The 20127-nt window shown below is 70.2% G+C and carries 23 protein-coding genes; 2 read left to right on the forward strand and 21 right to left on the reverse strand.

What is annotated here, in order from left to right; all coding sequences use genetic code 11:
* Nucleotides 1-24: 24 nt before the first annotated feature.
* Entirely contained in the window at nt 25-6273 is a 6249-nt protein-coding gene (locus tag KDN32_RS16380; RefSeq protein WP_211733345.1) for an Ig-like domain-containing protein, read from the reverse strand.
* A gap of 183 nt (nt 6274-6456) precedes the next feature.
* Between KDN32_RS16380 and KDN32_RS23405 the strand changes: the two genes are divergently transcribed.
* Together KDN32_RS23405 and KDN32_RS16390 are read left to right on the forward strand one after the other, a co-directional pair.
* A complete protein-coding gene (locus KDN32_RS23405; protein WP_211733346.1) occupies nt 6457-7647 on the forward strand; it encodes an FHA domain-containing protein in 1191 nt (396 codons plus the stop codon).
* Nucleotides 7644-9056 carry a serine/threonine-protein kinase gene (locus KDN32_RS16390; RefSeq protein WP_211733347.1) on the forward strand — a complete coding sequence of 471 codons (1413 nt, stop codon included), beginning with the start codon at nt 7644-7646 and terminating at the stop codon, nt 9054-9056. Before KDN32_RS23405 ends, KDN32_RS16390 begins: the two co-directional genes overlap by 4 nt.
* Before the next feature lie 85 nt (nt 9057-9141).
* Here KDN32_RS16390 and KDN32_RS16395 read toward each other — a convergent pair whose 3' ends face one another.
* From KDN32_RS16395 to rpsS, 20 genes are all read right to left on the reverse strand, one after another.
* Nucleotides 9142-10167 (reverse strand): TerC family protein, encoded by a 1026-nt coding sequence (locus tag KDN32_RS16395; RefSeq protein ID WP_211733348.1) that lies wholly within the window; start codon nt 10165-10167, stop codon nt 9142-9144.
* A 201-nt stretch (nt 10168-10368) separates the two neighbouring features.
* On the reverse strand, nt 10369-11193 hold the full coding sequence (gene map, locus KDN32_RS16400) for a type I methionyl aminopeptidase (RefSeq protein ID WP_211733349.1): 825 nt from the start codon (nt 11191-11193) through the stop codon (nt 10369-10371).
* A gap of 20 nt (nt 11194-11213) precedes the next feature.
* Entirely contained in the window at nt 11214-11789 is a 576-nt protein-coding gene (locus KDN32_RS16405; RefSeq protein ID WP_211733350.1) for an adenylate kinase, read from the reverse strand.
* Nucleotides 11789-13084 carry a preprotein translocase subunit SecY gene (gene secY, locus KDN32_RS16410; RefSeq protein WP_211733351.1) on the reverse strand — a complete coding sequence of 432 codons (1296 nt, stop codon included), beginning with the start codon at nt 13082-13084 and terminating at the stop codon, nt 11789-11791. Before secY ends, KDN32_RS16405 begins: the two co-directional genes overlap by 1 nt.
* 206 nt (nt 13085-13290) lie before the next feature.
* A complete protein-coding gene (rplO, locus tag KDN32_RS16415) occupies nt 13291-13731 on the reverse strand; it encodes a 50S ribosomal protein L15 (protein ID WP_211733352.1) in 441 nt (146 codons plus the stop codon).
* Nucleotide 13732: 1 nt separating this feature from the next.
* Nucleotides 13733-13915, reverse strand: coding sequence for a 50S ribosomal protein L30 (gene rpmD / locus KDN32_RS16420; protein WP_090969275.1), 183 nt, complete (start codon nt 13913-13915; stop codon nt 13733-13735).
* Nucleotides 13915-14541, reverse strand: a complete 627-nt coding sequence (rpsE, locus tag KDN32_RS16425) for a 30S ribosomal protein S5 (protein ID WP_211733353.1) — start codon at nt 14539-14541, stop codon at nt 13915-13917. Before rpsE ends, rpmD begins: the two co-directional genes overlap by 1 nt.
* A 38-nt stretch (nt 14542-14579) precedes the next feature.
* Nucleotides 14580-14963: a 50S ribosomal protein L18 gene (gene rplR, locus KDN32_RS16430; protein WP_211733354.1), complete on the reverse strand. Its 384-nt coding sequence runs from the start codon at nt 14961-14963 to the stop codon at nt 14580-14582.
* Between the two features lies 1 nt (nt 14964).
* Complete coding sequence (rplF, locus tag KDN32_RS16435) at nt 14965-15507, reverse strand: 50S ribosomal protein L6 (protein ID WP_211733355.1); 543 nt, start codon at nt 15505-15507, stop codon at nt 14965-14967.
* 34 nt (nt 15508-15541) lie between these two features.
* Complete coding sequence (gene rpsH / locus KDN32_RS16440; RefSeq protein WP_211733356.1) at nt 15542-15961, reverse strand: 30S ribosomal protein S8; 420 nt, start codon at nt 15959-15961, stop codon at nt 15542-15544.
* A 91-nt stretch (nt 15962-16052) separates the two neighbouring features.
* On the reverse strand, nt 16053-16238 hold the full coding sequence (locus KDN32_RS16445) for a type Z 30S ribosomal protein S14 (RefSeq protein ID WP_011757321.1): 186 nt from the start codon (nt 16236-16238) through the stop codon (nt 16053-16055).
* Between the two features lies 1 nt (nt 16239).
* Nucleotides 16240-16806: a 50S ribosomal protein L5 gene (rplE, locus tag KDN32_RS16450; RefSeq protein ID WP_211733357.1), complete on the reverse strand. Its 567-nt coding sequence runs from the start codon at nt 16804-16806 to the stop codon at nt 16240-16242.
* Between the two features lies 1 nt (nt 16807).
* A complete protein-coding gene (gene rplX / locus KDN32_RS16455; RefSeq protein WP_211733358.1) occupies nt 16808-17161 on the reverse strand; it encodes a 50S ribosomal protein L24 in 354 nt (117 codons plus the stop codon).
* Nucleotides 17162-17164: 3 nt separating this feature from the next.
* Nucleotides 17165-17533 (reverse strand): 50S ribosomal protein L14, encoded by a 369-nt coding sequence (gene rplN, locus KDN32_RS16460; RefSeq protein WP_056599693.1) that lies wholly within the window; start codon nt 17531-17533, stop codon nt 17165-17167.
* Nucleotides 17534-17654: 121 nt separating this feature from the next.
* A complete protein-coding gene (gene rpsQ, locus KDN32_RS16465) occupies nt 17655-17936 on the reverse strand; it encodes a 30S ribosomal protein S17 (protein WP_211733359.1) in 282 nt (93 codons plus the stop codon).
* Entirely contained in the window at nt 17933-18175 is a 243-nt protein-coding gene (gene rpmC / locus KDN32_RS16470; RefSeq protein ID WP_211733360.1) for a 50S ribosomal protein L29, read from the reverse strand. Before rpmC ends, rpsQ begins: the two co-directional genes overlap by 4 nt.
* Nucleotides 18175-18594, reverse strand: a complete 420-nt coding sequence (gene rplP / locus KDN32_RS16475) for a 50S ribosomal protein L16 (protein ID WP_179619738.1) — start codon at nt 18592-18594, stop codon at nt 18175-18177. Before rplP ends, rpmC begins: the two co-directional genes overlap by 1 nt.
* 4 nt (nt 18595-18598) lie before the next feature.
* Complete coding sequence (rpsC, locus tag KDN32_RS16480; RefSeq protein ID WP_211733361.1) at nt 18599-19414, reverse strand: 30S ribosomal protein S3; 816 nt, start codon at nt 19412-19414, stop codon at nt 18599-18601.
* On the reverse strand, nt 19414-19848 hold the full coding sequence (rplV, locus tag KDN32_RS16485; RefSeq protein ID WP_211733362.1) for a 50S ribosomal protein L22: 435 nt from the start codon (nt 19846-19848) through the stop codon (nt 19414-19416). The genes rpsC and rplV overlap by 1 nt, the downstream gene beginning before the upstream one ends.
* Nucleotides 19845-20126 (reverse strand): 30S ribosomal protein S19, encoded by a 282-nt coding sequence (rpsS, locus tag KDN32_RS16490; RefSeq protein WP_056906592.1) that lies wholly within the window; start codon nt 20124-20126, stop codon nt 19845-19847. Before rpsS ends, rplV begins: the two co-directional genes overlap by 4 nt.
* Between the last annotated feature and the right edge of the window lies 1 nt (nt 20127).

Genomic DNA, 20127 nt, shown 5'->3' on the forward strand with positions numbered 1-20127 from the left:
CTCCTCGCTGGGCTGGTGTCGTGGTCATTGCTCGCTGGGCTGCCACGTGACCGTGGAGGTGCCCGTCTGCAGCCCCGTCGTGTCGGTGCACGTGACCGTCACGGTGCCGCCCGGTGCATACCACGCGGTCTCGAAGCCGCCTCCCGGGTGGTTGGAGGTCTGCCGGCCCGGATTGCCGCTCTGAGGGTTCAGCACTGCGCCGCTCACCGTGCAGTCGTAGTTCTCCAGGAAGCCCTCGGTGGCCAGCCTGATCGTGCTGCAGCTGTTGAGGTTGCACGCCGGCGACAGCGCCGAGGTCTTGCAGGGGCGCGTGGTGTCCGGCCCGTCACCGCAGAGCTGGCCGCGCGCGATGCTGACCGCGGGGGCCGGCGGCAGGCCGGACTTGGTCCGGTTGTCGCCCGAGTCCTCGCCCCGGCCCGCACGCACCGGGTCGAAGACCGCCACGCTGAGGCGGACGTCCTGGTTGTAGTTCTGCGTGGTGTACGTCTTGGTCTGGACGCTGAACCGGCCGCTGACGCCGGGCTGGGTCGTGATCGGCTGCTCGCCATCGCCGTCGAGGTCGTAGCGCACCGAGACCGGTGCGCCGTTCGCGGTTCCGGAGATCACCCAGTAGATGTTCTTGCCGTTGACCACGGGCCGGATCTCGCTGATCGCGTCACCGAGCGGGCCGTAGCTCTGGGCCTGCTTGACGCCGCTCAGCGTGCAGCCGGCGGGCGCCTTCTCGTTGCAGACACGGAGCTCGACATTGGAGGGGGTGTCGTTGCCCGGCGTGGACACGGTCACCGTGTTCTGCCCCGTCTGGTTGGGGAACGACCGGGCCACGCCGTTGACGAGGACGTCGACGTTGCTCACGCTGCCGCGGGCGTCCGGCACGGTGTAGGTCAGCCGCAGCTCCTGGCTGGTCCCTGTCGGCACCACCGACCAGTCGCTCCACGGTGCCGGTCGGCCGACCAGGGACACCGACGTGCCCTGGCTGGCGGGCGAGCGGTTGCCGACGTTGGCGGCGGTGACCCGGTAGGTGTAGGTCGCCCCGTCGTAGGACAGTCCCGAGTGGGTGCAGGTCAGGTTGGGCGTCTTCTGGCACCCCGGCACCGCGACCTCGGCGCCGCCCGTGGAGTAGGTCACGGTGTAGACGGTCGGCCCGGGTCCCTCGGGCGACACCTCGCCCCAGCTGATCCGCACCGAGGTCTGGTTGGCGCCGCTGATCAGGTCGGTCACGGCCGGCGCAGCCGGCTGCGGCGGGGTGCCGAGGGGCTGCATCGCAGCGGACTGTCGTCCGTCGGACCACCCGACGTCGTTCTTCGCCCGGACGGTGAACAGGTACTGCTTGTTGTTGTCGAGGCCACCGATCGGTGCGCTCAGCACGTTGCCCGGCACCTCGACGGTCCCGCCGCCGCCGGTGATCTCGTACTTCTCGATCTTCGAGGTGTCGGTGTCCGGTGGCTTCCAGCCGATCGTGATGGTGCCGTCGCCGCGCTCGACCATCGTGATGTCACGCACGCGTCCGGGCTTGGTGTCGGCCTTCGCGGACTTCGACAGCTCGCTCCACTCGCCCTCGCCGACGCGGTTCGCCGCACGGACCTGGAAGCTGTAGCGGGCGCCGATCTTCACCCCGCGGAAGACGCACTGGTTGTTGGTCGCGCACCGCTGGACGTCGCCCGACCTGTCCTCGCGCACCTGGTAGTAGAGGATCGGCGCGCCTCCGTCGTCGTCCGGCGCCCGCCAGCCCATCTTGACCGTGCCCGCCTCGTCGGACAGCGGGAACGTGAGGGGTGCGCCGGGCGCCGACGGGGTGCCGATCACCTGGAACTGGATGAGGCCCTCGGCCCGTCGCGAGGCCGGCGGCGAGGACCGGTCCACGTCGCTGACGACCAGCCGGAACCGTGCCTGCGCGCCCCGCGCGTCCTCCGCCGCGGTGAGCGTGAGCCGGCTGCCGTCGCTGCTGGCCCGGACCGCCGGGTTGCCGACGTTCTCCACCGACACGATGGTCGGCGACGGGTCGGACACGCCCGAGGTCAGGAAGGTGGACACGTCGATGGTGCGGGAGGTGCCGGCCTCCATCGTCTCCACCTTGATCGGCGAGAGCCGGGGTGGCGGGGCCTGGTCGAGCTGGAAGCGCACCTGCTGGGTGTTGCTGTCGCCCGCGCGCACGGTGAGGACGGCCTCCCCGCCCTCCGTCGCGGTCTCGTCGGCGCTGACCCGGACCACCGATCCGTCGGGCGCGCCCAGGCCGAGCCCGTCGAGCGACTGGTCCCACTCCGCGGAGTAGTCCAGTCCCGCGGCGTCGCGCGGGTCGAGCGTGAACACCGTGCAGTAGCTCGCGATGTCGAGGTCGACCTGACCGCCGGCCGAGATCGGGATCGGGGAGCTCGGGCAGGTGAGCTCGGGGCGGTCGTCGCCCACCTGCACCGGGATCGACAGCAGGACGGTGGCGCCGTCGGAGGTGGTGGTCGAGTCCTCGTTGCCGCTGCTGTCGGTCGCCGAGGTGACCTCGACCAGCAGGGCACCGGGGCCGCGGAAGCCGGGTGCCGCCGACAGGCGGAAGCCGCTGTCGCCCTGCGGGTCGACCGACAGCGGCGACGGGGACGCCGACCAGGACCCGCGCCCGGACGCGAGCCGGACCTCGGCGTCGCCCGGGGCGGACACGTAGTCGCCGAGCGAGCCCGTGACGTCGCCGCCCTCGTCGAGCTCGACGAGCGCGCCGTCGACGACGAAGGGCAGCCCGTTGCCCGTGGGGGGCACGTAGACCGAGGCGGACGCGGTGCCGCCGTCGGAGTCGCGCACGACGAACGGGAGCACCTTGGGCTCGGCTCCCCGGTTCGCCCGGACCTGGACTTCGTCGACGACGCGGGCCGACTGGTCGCCCAGCACGTCGCTGACCTCGAGCCCGTCGACCGGGCCGTCGGGGTCGTAGGCACCCTCGAGCACGTCGACGACGACGCTGCCGCTCTCCCGCGCGCTGCCGAACGCGTCGTAGACGACCGGCGGGTTGTTGAAGTCCTTCGCGGTCGAGAGCGTCATGGTGCTGCGCGACTCGGTGATCCCGTTGCCGACGGTGTAGACGACCGTCACCGGCGGCTCGGTGAGGTCGTCGGGAGCCGGCACCGTGACGAGGTTCGTCCTCGGGTCGAGCTGCACGCCCTCCGGCGCGTCGACGAGCTTGACCACCGGGGTGTCGCCGGCCGCGACGAAGTCGTTGGCGAGCGGGTCGAACGTCGCCGTGCGCCCGGGCTCGACGGTGAGCCGGTCCTCCACCGCGAGGGGCCGCTGCGGCTCGCCGGCGTCGACCACCACGACCCGCGCGGTCCCGGTCGCGAACGCCCCCCGGGAGTCGACGACGGAATAGCTGAACTCGTCGGTGCCGGTGGCGCGGGGGTAGGCCTGGTACTGCAGGAAGTTGCCGCCGTAGGACACGATCCGGCCGAGCCGCGGGGCCGAGGTGATGCCAGTGACGGTGACCGGGTCGCCGTTGCGGTCGACCCCGGCGCCCGGGACGCGGATCTTGACCTCGTCGCCACCGATCACCCGCGACTCCAGGGTGGGGGGCTCGGGCGGGTCGTTGCCCTCGTCCTTCGGGACGACGGTGACCCGCACGGTGCCCGGCGCCCGCTTGCCGTCGAGGTTCTGCGCGACGTAGGTGACGCTGAACGACTCACGCTCGGTGATCGTGTCGGGCGCGACGAAGCGAACCAGACGGCCGGAGGTGAACGCCTGGCCCTTGTCGCCGGTGAAGTCGACGGGTGCGACGACGTCGAGCTGGCCGCTGGGCCCGCCGGTGGCGAGGTCCTGGAGCAGCGTGAGCCGGTCACCGGACGGGGACACGTCGTTGTCGAGCACCGGCACCGAGACCGACGAGCCCGCGCGGACGATCGCCTTGTCGGCGACCGTCACGGGGGTGTTGTCCGCCGGTGCGGCCCGCTGGGTGACCACGACCTCGCCACGCACGCCGGAGTCGGCGCCGTTGCTGATCGTGTAGGACACGGTCTGCGTCGCGGGCAGCAGCTCGGGCTGCACCGCGGACAGGCGCAGCCAGCGTCCGTCGACGATCGCCACGTCGAGCTGGCCGGGACGGTCCGCCGTCGCGTTCTGCACCGCCAGCAAGCCACCGGCCGGGTCGAGGTCGTTGGCCAGCACGTCGACGATGCCGGGTGCCTGCCCGTAGATCGTCAGGGTGTCCGGCATCGCGATCGGCTCGGCCGTGCGTCGCGGCCTCGGCTTCACGTCGACCCGGATGGCGCCCTGGTCGAGGTCCGCGTTGCCGTAGCCCGCGTCGTAGGACAGGAAGTAGGTCCCGGCCCGCTCCCCGGTGACCGTGACCACGCCGGCGTCGACGTCGGAGACGATCTTGAGCCCCTCCTGCGGCGGCACCTTGGCCGCGAGGGCGAGGTCGGCGTCCGGGCTGGTGGGGTCCGAGCCGGGCAGGTCGTTGAGCAGCGGGCGGATCTTGATCGGCTTGCCGACCTCGCCGCGCACCACGTCGGGCTCCGCCTTCGGGGCGAACGAGCTCTGGTCGTCGCGTGCCTGCACCTGGAAGCTGATCGACTTCTTGACCGGGGCGGAGCGTCCGTCGGTGACGGCGTAGTCGACGCGGACGAGGGAGCCGCCGCCCTCGGCCGAGATCGGGGCGGTGAAGCGGATCCGGCCGTCCGGGGTGGTGCGCGCCTGCGCGCCGGACTCCTCCCCGCCGACGGCGACGGCGGAGTCGAGCAGCAGCGTGTCGCCGTCGCTGTCGTCGCGCCAGTCCGCCAGCACGGGCACGGCGAGGGAGCCGCCGTCGGGCACCTTGTAGGTGGGCTTCTCGTAGCCCGCCCGCTGCGTCGGCGCCTCGTTCTCGCCGTCCCCGCGGACCGCCACGTCCACCCGGGCGTGGGCCGACACCCCGTCGCGGCCGTCGTCGATGAAGTACTCGAACGAGGCGTCGCGGCCCTCCTCGGGCATCTGCAGCACCAGGGTCTGGCCGTCCGGGCTGATCTCGACGCGCGCGTCGCCGCTGGGCTGCTCGACGTCGACGATGCTGAGCAGGCGGCCCTCGGGCGCGGAGTCGTTGTCCAGCGGGTGCAGGACGGTCGTGCGTCCGGCACGGACACCGTAGGAGTCGGGCTTCGCCTGCGGCGGGCGACGGTCGGCGTCCGTCTGGTTGTCGTTCTCGTCCTCGTCGTCGTCGTTCTTCTTCTTGGAGGTGAAGGCCTCCCAGTTGTCGATGCGCCGCGCGTCCTCGCGGTCGACGTCCCAGACCGTGCCGGTGAGGGCGTCGTTGAGCACGATCTCGCCGCGGTTGACCCGGTAGGCGAGGCTGCTCGCGTCGCCGCCGAGCGTGTCGGCCCGGACCTCCGAGGACCCGCACTGGCGGGCGAACGAGCCCACCCCGCCGGACCAGGCGCCGAACACGCAGGCCCCGAGGCGGACCGGCGCGACCGGGATGCCGCCGGCGGAGGCGACCGTCGTGGTGTCGCCGCTGGCGAGGTCGACCGACAGCAGGGCCTCGGGCGTGCCGACGAGCACCGATCCGGCGTCCGGCCCGGGCTGCTGGAGCACGCTCCCGGCGGTCACGCTCGCGGACGCGCCGCCGACGACCGTCAGCCGGCCGGACTCCGCGTCGAGGGTGACGACGCGCTCGCCCACGGTCGTCACCTGCGAGACCTCGCCCGCCTCCGACGGCAGGTCGGTGGTCGCGGGCTTGCCGAACGCCGCCCCGGCAGGCTCGATCGTGGTGAGGGTGTCGTCGGCCGCCGACGCAGTCGTGATGGTGCCGTCCAGGCTGACCGCGAGGACCGCTCCCTTCCCGGCCTCGGCGAGCGCGTCGGCCTGGCGGTCGACCACGCTCATCAGCGGCGCGCCGACCTGGCTGTCGTAGCGGACCGCCCAGACCTTCCCGCTGTCGGGGTCCGCGCTGGCCAGCGTCCCGCCGCCCATGGCGACCTGGCCGCCGGTGGGGATGGCCGCGGACCCTCCGTCCTGCGCCTCGAGGCGGGTCGTCTCGATGGCCTGGCCGCGGCTCGCGTCGAGGTTGACCGTCACCACGGCGGCCCCGTCCTGGACCACGTCGAGCCGGGTCTTGCCGTCCTGGGTGGGCACCACGCCGTCGAGCTGGTCGATCGGCTTGTTCAGACGTCCCGACCAGCCCTTCTTGCCGTTGACGACCCAGACGCCCCCGTCGTTGAGCTCCGCCTCGTGGGACTTGTAGCCCTCGGCGGTCACGACGTAGACCAGGATGCCGCTCAGGGCGAGCGCGAGGGCAGCACCGGAGGCGATGCCCGCCCGGTGTCGACGCACGAAGGAGCCTCGCGCCACGTGTATCCCCCTACACCCCTGGATGACCCCACGCCCGCCGCAGGCATCCCGCATGGAGGGTATGTAGACGGTCAAGGATCAGACAAGTCACCACCGCGTGCGCGGACACCGGACCATGGGTGATGATGGGTCCGTGGGCGTGTACGAGGGGAGCCGACGTTGATCGTGGAAGCGCGGTACGCCAGCGGGGGCGGCGTGCTGGTGGGCAGCGGTGCGCACTGGGTGCTGCTCACCGACCCCGGCGACGAGCAGGTCGTCCAGGAGCTCTGGGAGGCCCTCAGCCTGGCCGTCCCGTCGGGCGCCGGAGTGGCCGAGCGCGTCCTCGCGATCGTCGAGAAGGCCTTCGACGGCGAGCCTCCCGGCCTGGCCCTGGTCGACTTCACCTCGGGCGCCTCGACCTCGATGTCGCGCGGGTCCGGCCACGTCCGGCTCGCGGGCGCCAGCCGGGTGCTCAGCCTGGACCACGGCGCGGACCCGGACCACCTCGCGCCGCTGCGTCGCCTCGTCGGCGGCGTGGTCGCGGCGTCACGGGTCGAGCTCGAGCCCGTGTCCACCCGGACCGCTCCCCCGCCGACGCCACGGGCCACCCCCGCTCCGCCCGCCGCGGCCGCGCTGATCGACGGCATCCCGGCGGCGATCCTCGCCGCACGCGGGCCGGACGGCCCGCCGCCGCGCACCCGCGTGCGCCGACCGGTCGAGGACACCGGCTCGCTGACCGACACCTCCGAGCCCGACCCGCTCATGGTGCAGCGGATCGAGGAGGGCAGCCACACCACGATCCGGCCGCCGTCGGCACCCCACGACGTCCCCGGCGACGCCTCGGCCGACGCTCTCGACGACCACGACGGCTCGACCACGCTGCGGCCCGCCCACCTCACCCACAGCACCGCGCCGACCGTGCTGGCCGTGAGCTGCCCGCTGGGCCACCTCACCCCGCCGATCGCCCCGCAGTGCCGGGTGTGCCACCAGCGCGTGGCGCCGCAGGAGCCCCGACGCGTCGACCGCCCCTCGCTCGGCGGGCTGCGTCTGCCGACCGGCGAGGTGGTCCCGCTCGACCGCGGCGTCGTGCTGGGTCGCAAGCCGGCGCCGACGGAGGGCAGCACCGACTGGCCGCACCTCGTGCACCTGCCGGCGGACCACTCGTTCGTCTCCCGGCGCCACCTGTCGATCGAGCTCGACGGGTGGGACGTGGTGGCGCGCGACCTCGACAGCCGGGGTGGCACCACCATCGCGCCGCCGGGTCGCGAGCCGCAGCGGATGCGTCCGGGCGATGCGTACGTGCTCGACCCCGGTACGGTCCTGGACATGGCCCACGTCTACGCCGTCCGGTTCGAGACGGGAGCAGCCGCCCGGTGAGCGCGCCGGTCATCCCCGGGTTCACGTTCGTCGAGCACCTGGGAAGCGGCGGGTTCGCCGACGTCTTCCTCTACGAGCAGCAGTGGCCGCGCCAGCGCGTCGCGGTGAAGGTCGTGCGGCCCGATGTGCCCCTCACCGACCGCGAGAAGTACCTCTTCACGGCCGAGGCCAACGCGATGGCCCGCCTCGCCGACCACCCCTACATCGTCTCGGTGATCACCGCGGGGGTCACCGCCGAGGGCGGTCGCCCGTTCCTGGTGATGCGCTACTGCCCGCCCCCGGACCTCGGCGTGCGGGTGCGCTCCAACCCGATGTCACCGATGGACGCGGTGTCGACGGGCATCAAGCTCGCGAGCGCGATCGAGACCGCCCACCGCTCTGGCATCCTGCACCGCGACATCAAGCCGAGCAACGTGCTCGTCACGAGCTACCACGAGCCGGCGCTGACCGACTTCGGCATCGCCGGCCACATGGCCGAGGTCGAGGGCGACGACGACGTCCGGATCTCCTACCCCTGGTCGCCCCCGGAGCTCCTCGACGGCCGCTCCAACGGGTCGGTCGCCTCCGACGTCTACTCCCTCGGCGCCACCATCTGGCACCTGCTCGTAGGGCGCTCGCCGTTCTCCATCCCGTCCGGCGACAACTCCACCCGCGCGCTGAGCGCCCGCATCCTGCACGCAGCGCCCCCGGCCACGCAGCGCCCCGACGTGCCGCCCGCGCTCGACCGGCTGCTCCAGCAGTGCCTGGCCAAGCGGCCCGAGCACCGGCCCGCCAGCGCGCTCGAGCTCGCCCGCGCCCTCCAGCGCATCGAGTCCGCCGCCGGCTGGGCCCGCACGGCGGTCGCCGTCGAGGGCGACCGGCCCGACGCCGCGGTCGCGCCCCCGGACGCCGCCGGTGTCCTCGAGTCGCTCGAGGACGCCACCGCGATGAAGCCGGTCACCGTGATCTCCGCGAGCGGACCACGCCGGATCGCAGCCCAGGACCCCGCACCGGCCCCGGCCGGCGACGAGGACGCGACCCGCGGACCTGCCGGGCTGGTCTGGGCGGGCGTCGGCGCAGCCGTCCTCGCCGTCGTGGTCGGCGTCCTGGTGCTCGGCGGGCGCGACGAGGACCCGGGCGTGCAGGTGCCGACGTCCTCGATCACCCCGTCCGACCCGGTGGCCGACGAGCTGACCAAGGCACCCACCCTCACCGGGCGGCGTACGGCCCGGGGCGTGCTCTTCACCTGGAACGCCCCCGTCGAGATGCAGGACGGCGACGCCTTCAGCTACCACCGCGACGACACCGACGACTACGGCACCACCACCAAGGAGCAGCTCCTGGTCCGCACCCCGGACCCGATCTGCCTGGACCTGCGGATGACCCGGGGCTCGGACTCCTCGCCCAGCGCCAGCCAGTGCGTCACCTGACCCACTCGATCGCCCCGGCACCACGCACGACGACGCCTCCCCCGCGGCTGCGAGGGAGGCGTCGTGGCGTCGCGGGGTGGACCGGTCAGTCGTCGTCCCAGTCCCGGCGGGGACCGGTGGCGGCGTCCTGCTGCTGGGCGTCCATCCGGCTCGAGGCCCAGAGCGACAGCACGGCGGTGACGGCCAGCGTCGCGAGGATCACGACCAGCGAGAGCCAGATCGGGATCTCGGGCGCCCAGGTGATGTGCTCGCCGCCGTTGACGAACGGCAGCTCGTTCTCGTGCATCGCGTGGAGGATGAGCTTGACGCCGATGAAGGCCAGCAGGAACGCCAGGCCGTAGGACAGGTAGATCAGGCGCTGGAGCAGGCCGCCGATGAGGAAGTAGAGCTGGCGCAGGCCCATCAGGGCGAAGATGTTCGCCGTCAGGACCAGGTAGGGCTCCTTGGTGATGCCGAAGATCGCCGGGATCGAGTCGAGCGCGAACAGCAGGTCGGTGGTGCCGAGGGTGATGATCACGATGAACATCGGGGTGATCATCCGCTGGGCGCCCTCCTTCACGAAGAACTTCTCGCCGTGCCACTCCGACGTGGCCGGGAACCGCTTCTCGATGAACGCGACGACCCGGTTCTCCTCGAACTCCTCGTCCTCGTCCTCCGCGCCCTCCTTGGCGAGCTTGACCGCGGTGTAGACCAGGAACAGGCCGAAGAGGTAGAAGACCCAGCTGAAGTTGTTGATCGCGGTGGCGCCGACGCCGATGAAGATCGCGCGCATGACCAGCGCCATCACGATGCCGACCATCAGCGCGAACTGCTGGAGCTCCTTGGGCACCGCGAACTTCGCCATGATGATGATGAAGATGAACAGGTTGTCGATGGAGAGCGAGTACTCCACCAGCCAGCCCGAGAAGAACTCCAGCGCGGGCGTGCCGCCGGAGGTCCACCAGACACCCAGCCCGAAGAGGACCGCGAGCCCGACGTAGATCGACAGGTAGGTCGCGCACTCCTTCATGCTCGGCTCGTGCGGCTTGCGGCCGATCACGACGAGGTCGAAGGTGAACACGGCGATCGTCACGACGGCGGTGACGATCCAGACCCAGGTGGGGACGTCCACGTACTGCTCCTAGGGGTGAGGGTGGGGCGGTGTCCGCGCACGGCACGGACGCCGGAGGTCTCTTCCACCCGCGTCACGCGAGCCGGTGGCACCGGGCCCCGCTCGCGCGGGCGCCGTGCTGACGACACCACCACCTGGGGAATACTCCCCTCCAACCGGGCCAGTCTTCCACGCCCCGGAGGGCGGGAGCGAAACCGGAGGTCAGCGTCCGCCGAATGGGACGCCGAGCTCGGCGAGGCGCGCCGCACCGCCGTCGACGGCGGTCAGCACCCAGGCGCCCTGTGGCGTGACGGTGAACGTGTGCTCGAAGTGGGCCGACATCGACCCGTCGACCGTCGCGACGGTCCACTCGTCCTCGAGCAGGTCCGTGTGCTTGCTGCCGAGGGTGACCATCGGCTCGACCGCCAGCGCGAGGCCCTCCACGATCACCGGACCGCGCCCCTTGCGACCGTAGTTGGGCACGTTGGGGGCCATGTGCATCTCGGTGCCGATGCCGTGGCCGGTGTAGTCCTCGAGGATGCCGTAGCGACCCTGCGCGCGGACATAGGTCTCGATCGCGTGGCTGATGTCGGTCACCCGGCCGCCCAGCCGCGCGGCGGCCATGCCGCGCCACAGCGACTCCTCGGTCACCCGCAGCAGCTCGAGCACGTCCGCCGCGACCTCGCCGACCGGGACGGTCGTGGCCGCGTCGCCGTGCCACCCCTCGACGATCGCGCCGCAGTCGATGGAGATGACGTCACCCTCGGCCAGCTCGCGCGGGCCGGGGATCCCGTGGACGACCTCGTCGTTGACCGACGCACAGATGGTCGCCGGGAACGGCGGGGTGCTGTAGCCCTTGAACGAGGGGATGCCGCCGTGGTCGCGGATGTGGGTCTCCGCGAGCGTGTCGAGCTCGAGCGTGGTCACGCCCGGGCGCACCGCCGCCCGCAGCAGCTCGAGGGTCTCCCCCACGAGCCGTCCGGCCACCCGCATCTTCTCGACCTGCTCGGGGGTCTTGATCTCCAGGCCGCGGTCGCGGAAGCCCATGCGTGCGTGTCCTGCCCCGGTCAGCTCTGCGGGACGACGTCGAGAGCGGCGAAGATGCGCTTGGTGACGTCGTCGACCTCGCCCATCCCGTCGACCTCGACGAGGATCCCGCGCTCGCGGTAGACCTCGATCAGCGGCTCGGTCTGCTCGGCGTAGACCTCCTGGCGGCGCCGGATGACGTCCTCGGTGTCGTCGGCACGCCCGTCGGTCACCGCGCGCTGCAGCAGGCGCTGGACGAGCTCCTCGGGGTCGACCGTGAGCACCACGACCGCGTCGAGGCGGTGACCGGTGAAGCCGATCATGCCGTCGAGCTCGGTCACCTGCGCCAGGGTGCGGGGGTAGCCGTCGAGCAGGAAGCCCGGCTTCGCGTCCTCCTCGTCGATGCGGTTGCGCACCATCTTGTTGGTGACCTCGTCGGGGACGTACTCGCCGGCGTCCATGTAGCGCTTGGCCTCGACGCCCAGCGGCGTGCCTTGCGAGACGTTGGCCCGGAAGATGTCGCCGGTCGAGATCGCCGGGATCTCGAAGTGCTGGGCGATGAACGAGGCCTGGGTGCCCTTGCCGGCTCCCGGCGGGCCCATGAGGATGAGACGCATTAGCGGAGGAATCCTTCGTAGTTGCGCTGCTGGAGCTGGCTCTCGATCTGCTTCACGGTGTCGAGGGCCACGCCGACCATGATCAGGATCGAGGTGCCGCCGAACGGGAAGTTCTGGTTGGCCTGGATCATCGCGAACGCGACGAGCGGGACCAGCGAGATCAGGCCGAGGTAGAGCGCTCCAGGGAACGTGATGCGGGACAGGACGTAGGACAGGTAGTCCTCGGTCGGCTTGCCCGCCCGGATCCCGGGGATGAAGCCGCCGTACTTCTTCATGTTGTCCGCCACCTCGACAGGGTTGAAGGTGATCGAGACGTAGAAGTACGTGAAGAAGATGATCAGCAGGAAGTACGCCGCCATGTAGAGCGGGTGGTCGCCGCCGACCAGGTAGGTGCCGATGAAGTCGAGCACGGGGTTCTTGCTGTCGGGGTTGAACTGCACCGCCATCGCCGGCAGGTAGAGCAGCGAGGAGGCGAAGATGACCGGGATGATGCCGGCCTGGTTGACCTTCAGCGGGATGTAGGTCGAGTTGCCGCCGAACATCTTGCGCCCGACCATCCGCCGGGCGTACTGCACCGGGATGCGGCGCTGGGCCTGCTCGATGAAGATGACGGCTGCGACCAGGATCAGGCCGACGACCATCACGATGGAGAAGGTGATCCAGCCCTGGGAGGTCTGCACGCTCCACAGCGACGCGGGGAAGGTCGCGACGACCTGGGTGAAGATGAGGATCGACATGCCGTTGCCGATGCCGCGGTCGGTGATGAGCTCACCGAGCCACATGATGACGGCGGTGCCCGCGGTCATGGTGACCACCATGACGAGGAACGTGCCGGTGCCGTCGTCGTGCAGCAGGTCGCGGTCGCAGCCCTGGAGGAGGGCCTTGTTGCGGGCCAGCGCCACGATGCCGGTCGCCTGGAGCACGGCGAGGCCGAGCGTGAGGTACCGGGTGTACTGCGTGATCTTCGTCTGGCCGGCCTGGCCCTCCTTCTTCAGCGCCTCGAGCCGTGGGATCACCACGACGAGCAGCTGCAGGATGATCGAGGCCGTGATGTACGGCATGATCCCGAGCGCGAAGATGGTGAGCTGGAGCAGCGCACCTCCGGAGAAGAGGTTGATCAGGCTGTAGAGGCCGCCCTGCTCCAGGTCGCTGATGCAGGCCTGGACGTTGGCGACGTGGACGCCCGGGGTGGGAACCTGGGAGCCGAGCCGGAAGATCGTGACGATCAGCAGGACGAACAGAAGCTTCTTCCGCAGGTCCGGCGTCCGGAAAGCGTTGGCGAAGGCGCCTAGCACTGGTTCCTCTTTCGTAAGGGTGCCTGCCTGGTTCAGGCGGGCGGACGAGAGACCCCCACCGGTGTGCGGCGAAGGGCCCGGGGAAGCCTAACAAGTCGCGGACCGCGCCCGCTCCCCCCCATCAAACAGGTAGAGAACGACGAAGGCCCGGCCGACAGTTCCCACTGTGCGGCCAGGCCTTCACCGGATGGTGCTGATGTGTGGCCTCAGGCCACGGTCGCGGTGCCGCCGGCAGCCTCGATCTTCTCCTTGGCGGAGGCCGAGAACGCGTCGACGCTGACCTGGACGGCGACCGAGATGTCGCCCTGGCCGAGCACCTTGACGGGCTGGCCCTTGCGGACCGCGCCCTTCGCGACGAGGTCCGCCACGGTGACCTGGCCACCGTCGGGGAACAGCTCGCCGAGACGGTCGAGGTTGACGACCTGGAACTCCACGCGGAAGGGGTTCTTGAAGCCCTTCAGCTTGGGCAGGCGCATGTGGATCGGCATCTGGCCACCCTCGAAGGCGACCGGGACCTGGTAGCGCGCCTTGGTGCCCTTGGTACCGCGGCCGGCCGTCTTGCCCTTGGACGCCTCACCGCGACCCACGCGGGTCTTGGCGGTCTTGGCGCCCGGAGCGGGACGCAAGTGGTGCAGCTTGAGCGTCATGTCACTCCACCTCCTCGAACGTCACCAGGTGACGGACGGTGTTGATCATGCCCCGGATCTCCGGGCGGTCTTCCTTCACGACCACGTCGCCGATCCGCTTGAGACCGAGCGAGCGCAGCGTCTCGCGCTGGTTGGCCTTGAGGCCGACCGTTCCGCGCTTCTGCTGGACCTTGAGCTGTGCCATTACTGCTGCACCCCCGCCGTCGCCTCGACCTGGCCCTCGGCGCGCGCCTTGAGCAGCGCGGCCGGGGTGACGTCCTCGACGCGCATGCCACGGCGAGCAGCCACGGCCTCGGGCTCCTCGAGCATCCGCAGCGCCTCGACGGTCGCGTGGACGATGTTGATCTGGTTGGACGAGCCGAGCGACTTGCTCAGCACGTCGTGGATGCCGGCGCACTCGAGCACCGCACGCACCGGGCCACCGGCGATCACACCGGTACCGGGGGCGGCGGGACGCAGCAGGACGACGCCCGCGGCCTTCTCGCCCTGCACCGGGTGCGGGATGGTGCCCTGGATGCGCGGGACCTTGAAGAAGTGCTTCTTGGCCTCCTCGACACCCTTGGCGATCGCCGCGGGAACTTCCTTCGCCTTGCCGTAGCCGACGCCGACCAGACCCTCACCGTCGCCGACGATCACGAGGGCGGTGAAGCTGAAGCGACGACCACCCTTCACGACCTTGGCGACCCGGTTGATCGCCACGACGCGCTCGATGTAGGCGGTCTTGTCAGCCTGGTTGCGACCGTTGTCGCGTCCGCGACGGTCACCACCCTGGCGCTCGCCACCGCGCTGTCCGCGCTGGGCTCCGCTCATGAGACTTTCTCCTCTTTCAGAATTCTTCGCGTGGGCGATCAGAACTGGAGGCCGCCCTCACGGGCGGCGTCGGCCAGGGCCGCGATGCGGCCGTGGTACTTGTTGCCGGCGCGGTCGAAGACGACGTCCTCGATCCCCGCGGCCTTGGCACGCGACGCCACCAGCTCGCCGACCTTCTTGGCCTTGGCGGTCTTGTCACCCTCGGTCCCGCGCACGTCGGCCTCCATGGTGGAGGCGTAGGCGAGCGTCGCACCGGCGAGGTCGTCGACGACCTGCACCGAGAGGTGCTTGGCCGACTTGGTGACGACCAGGCGCGGACGCTCGGCGGTGCCGTTGATGCGCTTGCGACCGCGCGCCTGGCGGCGCAGACGGGCACGGACGCGGTTCGCGGTGTGCTTGTTGTTGCTCAGCGAGATCGCCATGTCACTTACCGGCCTTTCCGACCTTGCGGCGGATGTGCTCGCCGGCGTAACGGACGCCCTTGCCCTTGTAGGGCTCCGGCTTGCGCAGCTTGCGGATCTTGGCCGCGACCTCGCCGACGAGCTGCTTGTCGATGCCGACGACGCCGAGCTTGGTCGGGCCCTCGACGGTGAAGGTGATGCCCTCGGGGGCGTCGAAGACGATCGGGTGGGAGTACCCGAGCTGGAACTCCAGCTGGGTCGGGCCCTTCGGCAGGACGCGGTAGCCCACGCCGACGATCTCGAGCTTCTTCTCGTAGCCCTCGGTGACACCCACCACCATGTTGTTGATGAGCGTGCGGGTGAGGCCGTGCAGCGAGCGGCTCTCGCGCTCGTCGTTCGGGCGCTGCACCTCGAGGACGCCGTCCTCGCCCTTGGCGACCGTGATCGGCGCCGCGATGGTGTGCGACAGGGTGCCCTTGGGGCCCTTGACGGTCACCAGCGACTCGTCGATCGCGACGTCGACACCGGACGGGACCGCGATGGGGAGCTTGCCAATGCGCGACATGCTTCTCTCTCTTCCTGGTCTCAGTTGGTCCGGGTCACCAGACGTAGGCGAGGACTTCGCCGCCCACGCCCTTCTGGTTCGCCTGGCGGTCGGTCAGCAGGCCCTGCGACGTCGAGATGATCGCGACGCCGAGGCCACCGAGGACCTTGGGCAGGTTGGTGTGCTTGGCGTACACGCGCAGGCCGGGCTTGCTGATGCGGCGGACACCGGCGATCGAGCGCTCCCGGTTGCGGCCGTACTTCAGCGTGACGGTCAGCGTCTTGCCGACGGCGGGCTCGCCCTCGGCGGACGTGTTGTCCGTGACGTCGTAGGAGGTGATGTAGCCCTCCTGCTTGAGGATCTCCGCGAGGCCGGCCTTCATCTTGCTGTAAGGCATCGACACCACGTCGTGGTACGCCTGGTTGGCGTTGCGCAGACGCGTGAGCATGTCTGCGATCGGGTCAGTCATCGTCATGATGTGGGTTTCTTTCTCGTCGTGGTTTCCCCAGGCTCGACGGCCTGCGGACCTGCAACGTGTTGAGAGAGGTGATTACCAGGAGAAGTGCTTACCAAGAAGACTTGGTGACGCCGGGCAGCTCGCCGCGGTGGGCCATCTCCCGCAGGCAGATGCGGCACAGGCCGAACTTGCGGTACACGGCCTTCGGCCGGCCGCAGCGCTGGCAGCGGGTGTAGCCGCGGACGGCGAACTTCGGCTTGCGGGCGGCCTTGACCTTCAGAGCAGTCTTCGCCATGTCAGTTCTCCTTGAACGGGAAGCCGAGCTGCTTGAGCAGCGCGCGGCCCTCGTCGTCGTTGGTGGCGGTGGTCACGACGGTGATGTCCATGCCGCGCGACCGGTCGATCTTGTCCTGGTTGATCTCGTGGAACATGACCTGCTCGGTGAGACCGAAGGTGTAGTTGCCACGGCCGTCGAACTGCTTCGGCGAGAGGCCGCGGAAGTCGCGGATGCGGGGCAGCGCCAGGGACAGCAGGCGGTCCAGGAACTCCCACATGCGGTCGCCGCGCAGCGTGACGTGCGCACCGATCGGCATGCCCTCGCGCAGCTTGAACTGCGCGATCGACTTGCGGGCCTTGGTCACGGCCGGCTTCTGGCCGGTGATCGCGGTGAGGTCGCGGATCGCGCCCTCGATCAGCTTGGAGTCACGAGCAGCCTCGCCGACACCCATGTTGACCACGATCTTGGTCAGGCCGGGGACCTGCATGATGTTGGCGATCTCGAACTCGGAGCGCAGCGCGGGGACGATCTCCTCGCGGTAGCGCGCCTTGAGACGCGGAATCTCCGTGGAGGTGGTCTCGGCCATCTCAGATCTCCTTGCCGGTCTTGCGGGACACGCGGACCGAGCGGCTGGCGGTGTAGGTCGAGCCGTCGGGACGGCGCTTGGTGACCTCGTCGCGACGGAACCCGACGCGGGTGACGCCGTCACCCTCGACCAGCATCACGTTCGAGACGTGGATGGGGGCCTCGCGGGTGATGATGCCGCCGGTGGTGCCGGTCTGCTGCACGGACTTGGTGTGGCGCTTGACGAGGTTCACGCCCTCGACGATCACGCGCTCCTCCTCGCGGAGGACCGAGATGACCTTGCCCTGGGCACCCTTGTCCTTGCCAGCGATCACCTTGACGGTGTCGCCCTTCTTGATGTTCATGTTCTTACCCATCTCTCACAGCACCTCCGGGGCGAGCGAGATGATCTTCATGAAACGCTTCTCGCGCAGCTCACGGCCCACGGGGCCGAAGATGCGCGTGCCACGGGGCTCGCCGTCGTTCTTGAGGATGACGGCGGCGTTCTCGTCGAAGCGGATGTAGGAACCGTCGGCGCGGCGACGCTCCTTGACGGTGCGCACGACCACGGCCTTGACGACGTCGCCCTTCTTGACGTTGCCACCGGGGATCGCGTCCTTGACGGTGGCGACGATGACGTCACCGATGCCGGCGTAGCGACGCCCAGAGCCACCGAGAACACGGATGCAGAGGATCTCCTTCGCACCGGTGTTGTCGGCGACCTTGAGTCGCGACTCCTGCTGGATCATTGATTTCTCCTGGTTGTCGAGCTGGTTCTCTCGCCCTCACGGGGCTGGAGCCTGGCCGAACTGGTGGGGTTCTGGGTGGTGCTGGTCCGGTGAGCCGGGCTGGGCCCGACCCACCGGGTGCTCACTTGGCCTTCTCGAGGACCTCGACGAGGCGCCAGCGCTTGGTGGCGGACAGCGGGCGGGTCTCCATGATGAGGACCCGGTCGCCGATGCCGCACTGGTTGGTCTCGTCGTGGGCCTTGAGGCGCGACGTCTTGCGCAGGACCTTGCCGTAGAGGGCGTGCTTCACGCGGTCCTCGACGGCGACGACGATGGTCTTGTCCATCTTGTCGCTCACGACGAGGCCCTCGCGGACCTTGCGCTGGTTGCGCTCGCCAGTCTGGGTCGCAGTGTTCTCGCTCATGCCTTCGCCTCTTCGTTCGTGCCCGGGGTGGTGCGGATCCCGAGCTCGCGCTCACGGACCACGGTGTAGATCCGGGCGATGTCCTTCTTGACCGTGCGGAGCCGGCTGTTGCTCTCCAGCTGGCCGGTGGCCGCCTGGAAGCGGAGGTTGAACAGCTCCTCCTTGGCCTCGCGCAGCTTCGCCTCCAGGTCGGTGGCGTTGAGCTCGTCGAGCTCGTGGGCGTTCAGCTTGGTAGCCATCAGAATTCACCGGCCTCACGGGAGATGAACCGGCACTTCATCGGGAGCTTGTGCATCGCGCGGCGCATGGCCTCGCGGGCAACGGTCTCGTCGACGCCGGAGAGTTCGAACATGACGCGGCCGGGCTTGACGTTGGCAACCCACCACTCGGGGGAACCCTTACCGGAACCCATGCGGGTCTCGGCAGGCTTCTTGGTCAGCGGGCGGTCCGGGTAGATGTTGATCCAGACCTTGCCGCCACGCTTGATGTGACGGGTCATGGCGATACGGGCCGACTCGATCTGCCGGTTGGTCACGTAGTGACCCTCGACCGCCTGGATGCCGAAGTCACCGAAGGCCAGCGAGGTGCCACCCTTGGCAACGCCACGGCGCTTGGGGTGGTGCTGCTTGCGGTGCTTGACGCGACGGGGCATCAACATGAGGTCAGGCCTCCTGTCCGGTGCTCGGAGCAGCCTCGGCCGGAGCAGCTGAGGTCTCAGCGGTGGCCTCGGCGCGAGGAGCGCGGTCGCCGCGCGAGCCACGGCTCGGACGGTCGCCGCCACGGGTGTTGGGACGACCACCGCGGCCGGGGGCACCGGCGCGGGCGGCCTGCTGGGCCTGGCGCTCGGCACGGGTGCCGGCGACCTCGCCCTTGTAGATCCAGACCTTCACGCCGATGCGACCGAAGGTGGTCTTGGCCTCGTAGAAGCCGTAGTCGATGTCGGCACGCAGGGTGTGCAGGGGCACGCGGCCCTCGCGGTAGAACTCGGTGCGCGACATCTCGGCGCCGTTGAGGCGGCCCGAGCACTGGATCCGGATGCCCTTGGCACCCGAGCGCATCGAGGTCTGCATGGCCTTGCGCATCGCACGACGGAACTGCACGCGGCCGGCGAGCTGCTCGGCGACGCCCTGGGCGACCAGCTGCGCGTCGACCTCGGGCTGCTTCACCTCGAGGATGTTGAGCTGGACCTGCTTGCCGGTGAGCTTCTCGAGCTCGCCGCGGATGCGGTCCGCCTCGGCGCCGCGGCGACCGATGACGATGCCGGGACGCGCGGTGTGGATGTCCACCCGGACGCGGTCACGGGTGCGCTCGATCTCGACCTTGGCGATGCCGGCCCGCTCCATGCCCTTGGAGAGCAGCTTGCGGATCGCGACGTCCTCACCGACGTACGACTTGTAGAGCTTGTCGGCGTACCAACGGCTCTTGTGGTCGGTGGAGATGCCCAGGCGGAAGCCGTTCGGGTTGATCTTCTGGCCCATCAGGCACCCTTTCCGTTCTTCTTGGCCTGCGTGGTCAGCGCGTCAGCCGGCTGCACCGCGAGGGTGATGTGGCTGGTGCGCTTGTTGATGCGGGTCGCACGGCCCTGGGCACGCGGACGCCAACGCTTCATCGTCGGGCCCTCGTCGACCATCGCGACGGAGAGCACCAGGTCGGCCCGGTTGAGGCCCTCGGTGGTCTCGGCGTTGGCGACGGCGCTCTCCAGCACCTTGTAGACGGTCTCGGAGGCGGCCTGCGGCGCGAACTGCAGCAGGGTGAGGGCCTCGTCGACGGGGAGGCCGCGGACCATGTCGACGACACGGCGGGCCTTCATCGGGGTGATCCGCACGTAGCGTGCGCTGGCGAACGCGCCCGGCTGGTCGCCGAGCAGCGACTCGCGGCGCGCACTGGTGCGGCTGCGCTCGGTGGTGCTCATCGACGGCGTCCCTTCCGGTCTTCCTTGACGTGCCCGCGGTAGGTGCGGGTCGGTGCGAACTCCCCGAGCTTGTGGCCGACCATCGAGTCGGTCACGAAGACGGGGACGTGCTTGCGACCGTCGTGCACGGCGATGGTGTGACCGATCATGTCGGGCACGATCATCGACCGGCGCGACCAGGTCTTGATGACGTTGTGCGAGCCCTTCTCGTTCTCGGCGTCCACCTTCTTCTGGAGGTGGCCGTCCACGAAGGGGCCCTTCTTGAGGCTACGAGGCATG

The sequence above is a fragment of the Nocardioides palaemonis genome (genome assembly GCF_018275325.1).
Classification (GTDB): domain Bacteria; phylum Actinomycetota; class Actinomycetes; order Propionibacteriales; family Nocardioidaceae; genus Nocardioides; species Nocardioides palaemonis.

Coding starts and splice junctions, on each gene's coding strand:
- map (WP_211733349.1), bottom strand. CDS start 11,193: ATGGGCTTCCGCGACCGCGGCCTGGAGATCAAGACCCCCGAGCAGGTC.
- KDN32_RS16405 (WP_211733350.1), bottom strand. CDS start 11,789: ATGCGTCTCATCCTCATGGGCCCGCCGGGAGCCGGCAAGGGCACCCAG.
- rplO (WP_211733352.1), bottom strand. CDS start 13,731: ATGACGCTCAAGCTGCACCACTTGCGTCCCGCTCCGGGCGCCAAGACC.
- rpmD (WP_090969275.1), bottom strand. CDS start 13,915: ATGGCACAGCTCAAGGTCCAGCAGAAGCGCGGAACGGTCGGCCTCAAG.
- rpsE (WP_211733353.1), bottom strand. CDS start 14,541: ATGAGCGGAGCCCAGCGCGGACAGCGCGGTGGCGAGCGCCAGGGTGGT.
- rplR (WP_211733354.1), bottom strand. CDS start 14,963: ATGGCGATCTCGCTGAGCAACAACAAGCACACCGCGAACCGCGTCCGT.
- rplF (WP_211733355.1), bottom strand. CDS start 15,507: ATGTCGCGCATTGGCAAGCTCCCCATCGCGGTCCCGTCCGGTGTCGAC.
- rpsH (WP_211733356.1), bottom strand. CDS start 15,961: ATGACGATGACTGACCCGATCGCAGACATGCTCACGCGTCTGCGCAAC.
- KDN32_RS16445 (WP_011757321.1), bottom strand. CDS start 16,238: ATGGCGAAGACTGCTCTGAAGGTCAAGGCCGCCCGCAAGCCGAAGTTC.
- rplE (WP_211733357.1), bottom strand. CDS start 16,806: ATGGCCGAGACCACCTCCACGGAGATTCCGCGTCTCAAGGCGCGCTAC.
- rplX (WP_211733358.1), bottom strand. CDS start 17,161: ATGGGTAAGAACATGAACATCAAGAAGGGCGACACCGTCAAGGTGATC.
- rplN (WP_056599693.1), bottom strand. CDS start 17,533: ATGATCCAGCAGGAGTCGCGACTCAAGGTCGCCGACAACACCGGTGCG.
- rpsQ (WP_211733359.1), bottom strand. CDS start 17,936: ATGAGCGAGAACACTGCGACCCAGACTGGCGAGCGCAACCAGCGCAAG.
- rpmC (WP_211733360.1), bottom strand. CDS start 18,175: ATGGCTACCAAGCTGAACGCCCACGAGCTCGACGAGCTCAACGCCACC.
- rplP (WP_179619738.1), bottom strand. CDS start 18,594: ATGTTGATGCCCCGTCGCGTCAAGCACCGCAAGCAGCACCACCCCAAG.
- rpsC (WP_211733361.1), bottom strand. CDS start 19,414: ATGGGCCAGAAGATCAACCCGAACGGCTTCCGCCTGGGCATCTCCACC.
- rplV (WP_211733362.1), bottom strand. CDS start 19,848: ATGAGCACCACCGAGCGCAGCCGCACCAGTGCGCGCCGCGAGTCGCTG.
- rpsS (WP_056906592.1), bottom strand. CDS start 20,126: ATGCCTCGTAGCCTCAAGAAGGGCCCCTTCGTGGACGGCCACCTCCAG.